Here is an 11,093-nt window from a genome sequence, read left to right on the forward strand (position 1 = left end):
GTTTTCCTTTTTCTTTTAACCCAAGGAAACCGTTTTAGTAACGATACTGATCTGGTTTATAGGGTCCTTGTGGTGTGACTCCAATATAGGCAGCTTGTTCTTCTGATAAAACGCTTAATTTTATTCCTAGCCGATCAAGGTGAAGACGTGCAACTTTTTCATCAAGATGTTTGGGCAAAACAGTCACTTCATTTTTGTAGTGTTCTGAACGGGTAAAGAGTTCAATTTGCGCTAAAACTTGGTTTGTAAATGAGGCTGACATAACAAAAGATGGGTGTCCTGTAGCGTTGCCGAGGTTAAGCAAGCGCCCCTCAGAGAGTAAAATGATGCGTTTTCCATCGGGAAAGGTGATCATATCGACTTGTGGCTTAATATTCGTCCATGGCAAGTTTCTAAGGGCTGAGACTTCGATTTCATTATCAAAATGGCCAATATTTCCAAGAATACACATATCTTTCACTTGCCGCATATGGTCTAAGCGGACAACATCTTTATTGCCAGTTGTTGTGATGATAATATCAGCGCTGGAGGCTGCATCATCTAAAGTAACCACTTCATAGCCGTCCATAGCGGCTTGAAGGGCACAGATTGGGTCAATTTCCGTCACTTTAACACGAGCTCCAGCACCTGAAAGAGATGCTGCTGAACCTTTACCTACATCGCCATAACCGCAGACAATGGCGGTTTTTCCAGCTATCATTACGTCTGTTCCGCGCCGAATGCCATCTACGAGTGATTCTCTACATCCATATTTATTATCGAATTTTGATTTTGTGACGCTATCATTGACATTAATAGCCGGAAAAGGCAAAAGTCCTTCCTTTTGTAATTGATGAAGACGGTGTACGCCCGTTGTAGTTTCTTCGCTCACACCTTTTATTGCTGTACGCTGACGTGTAAAAAATCCTGGTGTAGCATCCATACGCTTTTGGATTTGTTTGAAAAAAAATCCCTCTTCTTCTGTTTTGGGATGAGTCAGAATATTTTTATCTATTTCCGCACGACTTCCCATTAAAATATAATTTGTGGCATCAGCTCCATCATCTAAGATAAGATTGGAGGGATTGCCATCAGGCCATTGGAAAATGGCATCTATATAAGTCCAATATTCTTCAAGTGTTTCACCCTTAACCGCAAAAACGGCAGTACCAGTGGCTGCAATAGCCGCTGCTGCATGATCTTGTGTAGAAAAAATATTGCTAGAACTCCAGCGTACATCGGCGCCAAGTGCTTTCAGTGTTTCAATCAAAACAGCTGTCTGAATGGTCATATGCAATGAACCAGAAATGCGTGATCCGCGCAAAGGTTGACGGGAAGAAAATTCCTCACGACAAGCCATCAAACCGGGCATTTCCGTTTCGGCGATATCAAGCTCTTTACGACCATAAGCAGCAAGTGCAATATCTTTAACAACATAATCTTGGGCTGCCATTTTTTATTCCTTCAAAATCAGTTTTTTCAAGACGGTAGGAGAAATCAAAAAAAAATGCAAGCCAATAGGAAGACTTCTCTCTGTGAAAAAATCCTTTTCAAGCCTCTATAAATTTACGCAACAGATATGTATTTGCAAAGTGAGTAATGACGTTACTGACAGGGTATAAAGAGGATTCATGAAAAACTCTATTGTGCAAATAAAGCTTATTGGTTTTTTAGTTTTTTAACTGTGAGAAGAGTGAAGTGACAAAGAGAATTTATTATAAAGTTCTGCATTCTGAAAAAACAGTAGGACATATAAATTTCATCGATGCATCTACTCTTTTCCTTTTATAAAGGAGAAATTAATTCAATCACGAAAAATATGTGCTACCAAGAACAATATGCCATCATACTGTCATTTGTGCACACTTGTTTAAAAAGACATCTTACTTCGCTCCTTATCGCATTTTAGCGCTGCCCATGAATGGGTACTAAAGCAAGATTATTGGACACTACCATCTTTACGCTTGTGAAAGCACAAACCAGAACCATTATTATATTTTCCAGTTTCCAATGTTGCATCTGCTTTTGTATTTAAGACAGTTCACAAGTGCTATACTAAGCTCTTTCTCAAACAGTTTTATCCACACGTTGATCTTTCTTGTGATGTGCAAATAAATAGTTCTAAACGAAGGAGTTTGGAATAAGAAAATGTAACTCTATTTGCTATGGTAATTTCTCAATATAAAAAATTATCATTCAAAATCAATATCTTGAATATATCCTTGGAAAATATATGCTAAGCTAGTAAATTTTTGGAAAATTGACCTTGTGGACGAAATCGCCATAGATAACTTGGTAAAATGGCCGTCATTGCTCTAGGGGTAATACCAACACCTTCTAAAGTATATCCATTTTCTACTGCTTCTTGAGAAACGACGTTATCTACTTGTAGGAAGCGTATCTGATCGGCTGTTATCAATGTTGGCACGAGAGGCAATTTACCGATAGTTCCAAAAAGTTTTCCGATCAACACTCCTGCAGAAAGAGGCATGGAGAGAATTAATTTTTTGCGGTGAATGATTTTCAATATATTTTCAAGGGCATTTTGAAATGTGATAATCTGTGGACCGCCAAGATCATAAGTTTTTCCAGAGATAACTTGTCCTTCTAAAGCGCGTACAATAAATTCAGCGATGTCACCAACATAGACGGGCTGCAATTTGCTTTGTCCACCTCCAAAGAGGGGCATAATAGGTAAAAAACACGATAGATTTGCTAAGGTATTAAAGAAACAATCCTCTGGCCCAAAGATAACCGATGGACGCATAATAATTGCTTGAGGATGTTTGTTATGAACGATTTGCTCACTTATAGATTTGACACGTGCATAAAGAAAAGAAGCGTTTTGATTGGCTACAAGTGCTGACATATAAAAGAGTGGAATACCGGCTTTGGCTGTTAATTCAGAAACATTTTCTGCACCATCAATTTGTGTCTTTTGAAAGTCCGATTGATTTGCTTGTGTTAAGCTACCAGGGAGAAATACTGCGCCATCTGCACCAAGCAAAGCGCGTTCAACAGAGGCACGATGCTTGACATCAGTTTTGAGCATTTGGGTTTGTCCCACTTCTCCTATTTGGAGCATATAATAGGCTTTTTGTGGACGACGAACAGCGATGCGAACGCGATAACCTCGCTTAGTTAAAGCTTCAACGACATGCCGCCCCACAAAGCCAGAACCGCCGAAAACAGTAATAAGTTTAGGATGCTGATAAAGTGCACAATCAAGTTGCATGATAAAAAGGTCTATCTTTCAAAGCTCTATGAATAATCAATTTCTAACATGGCGGTGTTTTATTGTCACGTAAAATATCGCCAGCAAGGTAAAGGGAACCACCAATAAGGACGATAGCTTCTCTATGCTCTGCGTTAATTCTCTGTAAAGCATCTTGTAGATGTGCTTGCGGGCTAGCAAGGAGTCCTACTTTTCGAGCGGATTCAGCTAAAATCGTGGGACAAATACCTGCGTTGTTTTCAGTCAATGGGATTGTATAGACTTTATCTACGAGTTTTGCTAGAGGACAAAAGTAACCGACAGCATCTTTGGTATTGAGCATGCCAGCGATCATAATAAGAGGGCGGTTTGATTTTTTTCTCCACTTAGTGAGTTCTTCTGCAACAACTTTTCCAGCAGCAGGGTTATGACCACCATCTAACCATAAATCAATATCGGGGGATAGCTGATCAACCAAATATCCATGGGTAAGATGTTGCATCCGTGCTGGCCAGTAAATATTTTGCAGAGCATGACTTATCGTTTTTTCGGAAAGTTGAAAACCTGCTCGATACACTGCTTCAAGAGAGGCTCCAGCATTAGCAATTTGATGAGCTCCAATAAGGTTAGGAAGAGGAAGATCCATAAGACCTTGATTATTTTGAAAGACCATACGTCCATATTCTGTATAGCTTTGATAATCTTGATCAAACAGGGAATAAGGAGCTTTATTCTTATCAGCAATAGATGTTAAAACAGAAAGAGTTTCATCATGATCTTGTTTACCAATGACCACTGGAACAGCGGGTTTGATAATGCCTCCTTTTTGAAAAGCAATTTGTGCAATTGTATTTCCAAGAAAAGTCTCATGATCATAGTCAATAGGCATAATAAGGGATACAGCTGGTTTTTTAATGACATTTGTAGCATCAAACCGTCCTCCTAATCCAACTTCTAAAATCACGACATCTGCTGGATGTGTACTAAACAGCATAAAGGCAGCAGCTGTGAAAATTTCAAAAATAGTAATCGGTTCTTGATGATTTACTTTTATAATTTCATGAATTGTTTCAGCCAATTGGTTTTCTGTGACAAGTTGGCCGCCTCCTTTTTGGCCTAATCGACAGCGTTCATTCCAGTTCACTAAATGAGGTGAACTATAGACATGAACGCGATAGCCTGCGCTTTCCAAAAGTGCGCGACAAATAGCAGAAGCAGATCCTTTGCCATTTGTTCCAGCAATGTGAATAATAGGCGCAAGCTTTAAATGGGGATTACCAAGGCGCTCTAAAAGGCGGAAAATACGTTCTAAAGAAAGATCAAATTTCTTTGGATAGTTTTTCAATAAATCATCTACCATCCTTTGTACTTGGCTTTTTTCCATGAACTTAAGCTGCTTCTGTTTTAGAAAGCGATGTTTGAGAGCTTGTTGGAGATGGATTGGAGGGATTAACAGCTGCAGGATATTTCATCATCAAACGTAAAAGTCGTGCAATAGTAGCTTTCATTTCTAAACGCGATACAACCATATCAACCATGCCATGTTCGAGCAGATATTCACTGCTTTGAAAACCTTCAGGTAAGGTCTCACGTATGGTTTGTTGAATCACGCGTGGTCCTGCAAAACCAATCATCGCGCCAGGTTCGGCAATATGGACATCGCCAAGCATAGCGTAAGAAGCAGTAACACCACCGGTAGTAGGATTGGTTAGAACCACAATATAGGGGAGCTTTGCTTCTTTCAGCATTTCAATTGCTACGGTTGTACGAGGCATCTGCATGAGTGAGAGCGTTCCTTCTTGCATGCGTGCACCACCAGAAGCGGCAAAAAGAACCAAAGGGCATTTGTCAGCAATAGCAGTATAAAAAGCTTTGATAATAGCTTCTCCCGAAGCCATACCGAGTGATCCCCCCATAAAAGCGAAGTCCTGAACGGTAGCTATAATTGGTAAACCTTCGATAGTACCTCGTGCGCTTAAAATATTGTCATCGACACCAAGTTTGGAACGATAATCTTTTAACCGGTCGATGTAACGTTTTTCATCGCGAAATTTCAAAGGGTCGGTTACAACTTTTGGATTTTCAAGAGGCGTATAAATGCCATCATCAAAAAAATGCATGAGACGATTTTTGGCACTAATACGCATATGATAACCAGAATTGGGGACTACATATTGATTAACTTCCAAATCTTTATGGAATACCATTTCACCAGTGGTGGGATCTTTAATCCACAAATTGTCTGGAATTTCACGGCGTCCCAGTATGGAGTTGATTTTAGGACGCACATAATTTGTAATCCAGTTCATCTTTATAGCCTCTCTTTAAACATTATACACTTTTGCGCAATTCAAGGAAATACTAGGACTGAATAGACAGATTCGCTTTGCCGGTTAATAAAAAGACCCCATTTAATACTTTTATCTATGTACGTACAGCTTTTAACCCTATTATCCTTTAAATTTTTGTTCTGCTAATGTTACAACAACAATCTAAATCAAAGTATTCCATACAACAAATTTTTTAGCAGTTTTAATTAATTTTCATTGTTTGCTTTGATATTAAAGCCCATAGCTTGTGCTGGTTGACAAACACCCCATTTGTTTCTGATAAAAAACGAACATTCAGCAAACTGTTAACACGAGTAGTATAAATCTGAAACAAAAAAACCTTATAACTATAAACATCAATAAGGCCAAATAGTCTATAAAAACAATGGATGCGATAACATTATGTTAGCAAAACACTAGAGAGAGGCAAGGATTTTTCCTGATGATAAGGGGTAAACGATCTTTTAAAGGATCAAGTACGCTTTGTGCCCGCTCTTACGCGCTTTGAAGTTAAGGAGTGCCGTTATGTGGGGGTGATGCGTATGATGCCTTTTGGGAAAGCATCTTGTGTAAGTGTGTCATAAAGGCGGCTGCAAAAAGGGGTGTTGCTAAATTGAGAACAGGAATTGAAACAAAAAGCGCAATCAACAACCCCGCACCAAAAACCGTTACGTAATGAACGCGTAAAAAAGCATGTGCTTCTTGTTCAGAGCGAAAGCGGTAGGCAGCAAATACAAAATATTCGCGACCGAGTAAGTAGCCGTTAATAACATAAAAGGCGATTAAATTAATACCCGGCACGAAAAACAAAATAAAAGCGAGTATATTACCCAAAAGGCTTAAAATAACAAATTTAAAAGAAAGAATGAGAGAACGCCCGAACGACAGAGCATGACCAATAAGCTCGTTTGGGTAATCTTCTTTTTCAATAATCTCAGCAGCAGAATCAGTAAAAAAGCCACCGATCATAGCAGTGATAGGGGCAATCAAAAAAGCCATCAGTAAAGCCAAACCAAGATTAAAAATGATGAACATGCCAAATCCTAACCATCCTGCCCAACTTGGTAATCCAGGAAGAAAATGTGCAATCCAAGGCCACAAATAGGATATAAAAAGCTGGCGCACACATAACCATAGAATGGTGAGCACAACAAAGGTAATACCAAATACTTTCAATATCATAGATCGATATTGCGGAGTTATAAGACGTTGTAAAGCGCGATAGGCAGCAGTAAAAATCATAAGTAAGTAAATAAGAAAAAAACAGTGAAAGCAAGAGATAGATTGGAAAGTGCTTTTAAATATCCATTTGTTTCATAGATCGTATCATTTTATTGATTAAGGGTAGACAGCCAAGAAAAGGAATTTTTATTCTTTAAACATTATAGAAAATCACGATAAGATTTTTCTGTCATGTTAATGCAATAAACAGCATGTGCTTGTGGTCATAAAAATCATCAAGATTAACTCTTTTCAAAAAGATTGAAGTGTTACCCATAGGTTTTTCATTTCTTTTGAGTGAAGGAGATGGATCTTTGTGTAAAGGCGGTTATTCAACGAACAAGATCTATGTACACAAATACTTTGCATGATTTAGTGAGGAAGATTCATTTCTCATTTTATGCAGTTTAATTTAGAAGTGTTCAACTTTCTGAAGAATTGAAATAAAGGTTTTTTTGCTAATTTTAACGAGCAGGAGAGGGAGAGTGGAAGAATGATACAATAAAGTTCGCTAATTTTTGCGCGACTTGTTGTTTACTCATGTGCTGCCACTGTTCGACATTTTCTCTGCTGATAAGATAAACTTGATTTGTATCAGCACCCATAACGCTTGTACCATCAGGCAGAGAAATATCATTAGCAAGAATAAAATCTGCGCCTTTTTCAATACATTTTTTTTGTGCATTGGCAACGGTGTCGCAAGTTTCAGCAGCGAATCCAATCACGAGTGGAGGGCGGTTTGGAGCATGTCCGACAGTTGCCAAGATGTCAGGATTCTCGATCATATACAAAGATGGGGGCGTTTTATTGGCATTTTTTTTAATTTTTTGTGAAGATTGCGTTTGGCTGCGCCAGTCGCAAACGGCAGCAACAAAAATTGCGCCATCGGCAGGCAATGCAGCTTGAACAGCCTGTAACATCTGACAAGCTGTTTCAACATGAATGGTTTTTACCTCTTTTGGATCAGCAAGATCAACAGGTCCACAAATGAGTGTCACTTTGGCACCCAAATTGGCTAAAGCTGTTGCAATGGCATGGCCTTGTTTACCCGAAGAGCGATTAGCAAGATAACGTACTGGATCAATTGGTTCATGGGTAGGACCAGAAGTAACAATAAAATGCCTGCCAGAAAGAGGTTTTTCTTGTACATGTACACGCAAAAGAGTTTCTATTGCAGCTACAATGGTTAAAGGTTCACTCATGCGTCCACAGCCAGCTTCATCACGCTCAGCCATTTTGCCGGTTTCTGGTCCAACTATATGAACGCCATCTGCGTGAAGCTGCGTGATATTGCGAACAGTTGCTGGATGTGCCCACATGGCGGGATTCATGGCCGGCGCAATCAAGAGTGGACAACGTGCTGCTAAAAGTACACAATTGGCCAAGTCATCTCCTATGCCAGAGGCTATTTTTGCAATACGATTAGCTGTAGCTGGTGCTAAAATAATCAAGTCAGCGTCACGCGCTAGTCGGATATGACCGATATCATGTTCTTCTTGGCGTGAAAATAAATCGCTATACACAGTACGACCACTTAGAGCTTCAGCTGCTAAAGGTGTAATAAATTTTTGTGCTGCTTTTGTCATAATAATATTTAGGCGTGCTCCCCGTTCTTGCAAACGGCGAATTAGATCAAGCGCTTTATAGGCAGCAATACTTCCCCCAATAATAAGAAGGAGTGACTTTGATTGCAATGATTGCGCTTCAAGAGCACTTGCTTGAGATGGTTGTATGGCTGGAATAGTGGAATTGCTTAAAAGGCGGCGGGCTTCTTCTTCCATAGAAATGCCGTTTTGCGCGGCACGTATGCGCAAAGCTTCTTTGGCTTCAGATGAAAGATTACGGATAGTAATGCTTGCCATAAAATATACTCAAGAAATAAATTGATTTCAATGATTGCATAATGGGTATATTTTAGCATATTGTGCAGATTAAAAAAGGCGAAAAAGATAAAAAATGAGACAAACACAACAAAGCGCAATGATAAAGAGACTATAACGAGCATAGCGGTTAGAGCGGCTTTGCTCGACAGCAAGTTGCTTAAGAGTAGCTGGAGAAAGATTAAATCCTGTTTTTACCATTTGATTAAGGTCTTCTTCCATACGTTGGAAATTTTGTATCAGTTGCGGTGTTTTACGTGCCAGAGAAAGGAGTGCTTGGGCTCCCTCACTAAAGTCTTTTGCAATTCCCACGGGACCTAAATTTTTGCCAATCCATTCTCTAACGACTGGCTCAGAGGCTTTCCACATATTAAAATCTGGATCCAATGTGCGGGCAACACCTTCCACAACAACCATAGTCTTTTGTAATAATAAAAGTTCAGGTCGCGTTTGCATATCAAACAATTCGGTGACTTCAAACAGCAGTGTGAGCAACTTTGCCATGGAAATGCTTTGCGCTGATTGTCCATGAATTGGTTCACCAATAGCGCGATTGGCTTGAGCAAAGCTTTCAATATTATGGTATGGAGGCACATATCCTGCCTCGAAATGCGCATATGCTACTCGATAATAATCACGGGTAATAAAACCGTAAAGGATTTCAGCAAGGAAATGCTTTTCTTTTTTCCCAAGCCGTCCCGTAATTCCTAAATCAACAGCAACAATACATCCTTCTGAGTCCACGAATAAATTACCAGGATGCATATCGGCATGAAAGAAACCGTCACGCAATGTATGGCGAAGAAAGGACTGGATAAGCGTGATTGCTAAAGCTTTTAAATCGAAACCAGCTTCTTTGAGAGCAGAAATTTCAGATATTCTTATGCCATCAATCCATTCCATTGTGAGAACGTTGCGTCCTGTCCGCTCCCAATCAATTTTTGGAACCCGAAAGCCTACATCATGTTGAATATTTTCAGCCATTTCTGATATCGCTGCTGCTTCTAATCGCAAGTCCATTTCAATACGTGTGGTTTGTGCTAAAGTGTCAACAACACAAACAGGACGAAGGCGTCGAGAAGCGGGAATGTAACGTTCTTGTAAATGGGCAATAAGATAGAAGCCTCTAAGATCTTTAGCAAAACGCGTTCTGATATTAGGGCGAATGACTTTAACAGCGCATTTTTTTATATGGCTTTTTTCATTGGAGTATTCAGCTGGATGAACTTGAGCAATAGAAGCGGCAGCAATGGGGGGATAAAAGTTGACGAATAAATCATTGATAGATCGACCAAGCGAACTTTCAATTTGTGCAATGGCAGCAGTGCAAGAAAATGTTTGAACACGATCTTGTAGTTGTGCCAGATCTTCTGCGATATTACGTCCAACAATATCAGGTCTTGTGGCAAGAAATTGACCAAATTTTATGTAAGAAGGGCCAAGTTTATTAATGGCATATGAAATATTTTCAGATCTCTGCTTCTTTTTGGTTTTGCGTCGTTCTAATATTCTTGCCATGCGGTGCAAGAATGCGGGAAATCCTTGAAGATCATCGTGAGGCAGAGCACTCAAAACGCCTTCCCGTGCTAGAACCCATCCTGCACGCATTAATTGAAAGTAAGTGGAAATTTGCACCATTTTTAAATTTTCCAGCCTGAATGGAGTGCTGCGATTGCGCCCGTAAGATTGCGGTACGATACCCGCGAAAAACCTGCATGATTGATCATATGAGCAAAATCATCTTGTTTAGGAAATTTGCGAATAGATTCAACTAAATAACGATAAGCATCACCATCATTTGCAATGATTTGACCAAGTTTGGGGATGGCATGAAAAGACCAAAGGTCATAAATTTTATCAAGCAGAGGTACTTCGACATTTGAAAATTCTAAACATAAGAAACGCCCCCCCGGTTTTAAAATACGAAAAGCTTCTCTAAGAGCTTGATCAATATGCGGTACATTGCGGATTCCAAAGGCAATAGTGTAAGCATCAAAGCTTTGATCTTCAAAGGGGAGATGTTCTGCATTGGCTTCAACGAAATCAATCAGAGGGTCAAGACCGTTTTTTTGTGCACGTTTTTTGCCGACGTTAAGCATCGAGCCGTTAATATCAAGGACTGTAGCATGAGCTTTGCGGCGTGAAGCATTAAGAATGCGAAAGGCAATATCACCGGTACCACCAGCCACATCAAGAACTTTCCAATTGGAACGTGCTGGTGGAGAGAGCCATGCAACCATGGAATTTTTCCATGCACGGTGTAGCCCCAGTGACAAGATATCATTCATCTTATCATAGTTTTCAGCAACAGAGTGAAACACGCCATCAACCATGGATTGTTTTTGCGCCTCATCAACTCTTTTAAAGCCGAAAGAGCTCTCCATACCACCTTTGGCTCCTACGCGTTCTGTTTCAGCTGCCATGTATGTGACCTTTCCTATTTTCTTTTATCGTAAATGAAGCGGAGAG

The 11,093-nt window shown here is 39.8% G+C and carries 8 protein-coding genes; all 8 read right to left on the bottom strand.

All coding sequences use genetic code 11. The features are described 5' to 3' along the window. Window positions 1-34: 34 nt before the first annotated feature. Window positions 35-1,432, bottom strand: coding sequence for an adenosylhomocysteinase (gene ahcY / locus ABD915_RS01480; RefSeq protein ID WP_345114163.1), 1,398 nt, complete (start codon window positions 1,430-1,432; stop codon window positions 35-37). 783 nt (window positions 1,433-2,215) lie between these two features. After that, a complete protein-coding gene (locus ABD915_RS01485) occupies window positions 2,216-3,214 on the bottom strand; it encodes a complex I NDUFA9 subunit family protein (RefSeq protein WP_345114166.1) in 999 nt (332 codons plus the stop codon). Window positions 3,215-3,257: 43 nt separating this feature from the next. Continuing rightward, on the bottom strand, window positions 3,258-4,577 hold the full coding sequence (locus tag ABD915_RS01490) for a bifunctional folylpolyglutamate synthase/dihydrofolate synthase (protein WP_345114169.1): 1,320 nt from the start codon (window positions 4,575-4,577) through the stop codon (window positions 3,258-3,260). A 4-nt stretch (window positions 4,578-4,581) separates the two neighbouring features. Beyond that, window positions 4,582-5,502 carry an acetyl-CoA carboxylase, carboxyltransferase subunit beta gene (gene accD, locus ABD915_RS01495; protein WP_345114172.1) on the bottom strand — a complete coding sequence of 307 codons (921 nt, stop codon included), beginning with the start codon at window positions 5,500-5,502 and terminating at the stop codon, window positions 4,582-4,584. A 531-nt stretch (window positions 5,503-6,033) separates the two neighbouring features. Next, window positions 6,034-6,765, bottom strand: a complete 732-nt coding sequence (locus ABD915_RS01500) for a sulfate transporter family protein (RefSeq protein ID WP_345114174.1) — start codon at window positions 6,763-6,765, stop codon at window positions 6,034-6,036. A 443-nt stretch (window positions 6,766-7,208) separates the two neighbouring features. Next, on the bottom strand, window positions 7,209-8,606 hold the full coding sequence (gene coaBC / locus ABD915_RS01505; protein WP_345114177.1) for a bifunctional phosphopantothenoylcysteine decarboxylase/phosphopantothenate--cysteine ligase CoaBC: 1,398 nt from the start codon (window positions 8,604-8,606) through the stop codon (window positions 7,209-7,211). Between the two features lie 69 nt (window positions 8,607-8,675). Then, window positions 8,676-10,262, bottom strand: a complete 1,587-nt coding sequence (ubiB, locus tag ABD915_RS01510; RefSeq protein ID WP_345114180.1) for a 2-polyprenylphenol 6-hydroxylase — start codon at window positions 10,260-10,262, stop codon at window positions 8,676-8,678. A gap of 2 nt (window positions 10,263-10,264) precedes the next feature. Next, window positions 10,265-11,047 (bottom strand): bifunctional demethylmenaquinone methyltransferase/2-methoxy-6-polyprenyl-1,4-benzoquinol methylase UbiE, encoded by a 783-nt coding sequence (ubiE, locus tag ABD915_RS01515; protein ID WP_345114183.1) that lies wholly within the window; start codon window positions 11,045-11,047, stop codon window positions 10,265-10,267. Window positions 11,048-11,093: the final 46 nt, after the last annotated feature.

It is taken from the genome of Bartonella jaculi, assembly GCF_039543045.1.
GTDB lineage: Bacteria > Pseudomonadota > Alphaproteobacteria > Rhizobiales > Rhizobiaceae > Bartonella > Bartonella jaculi.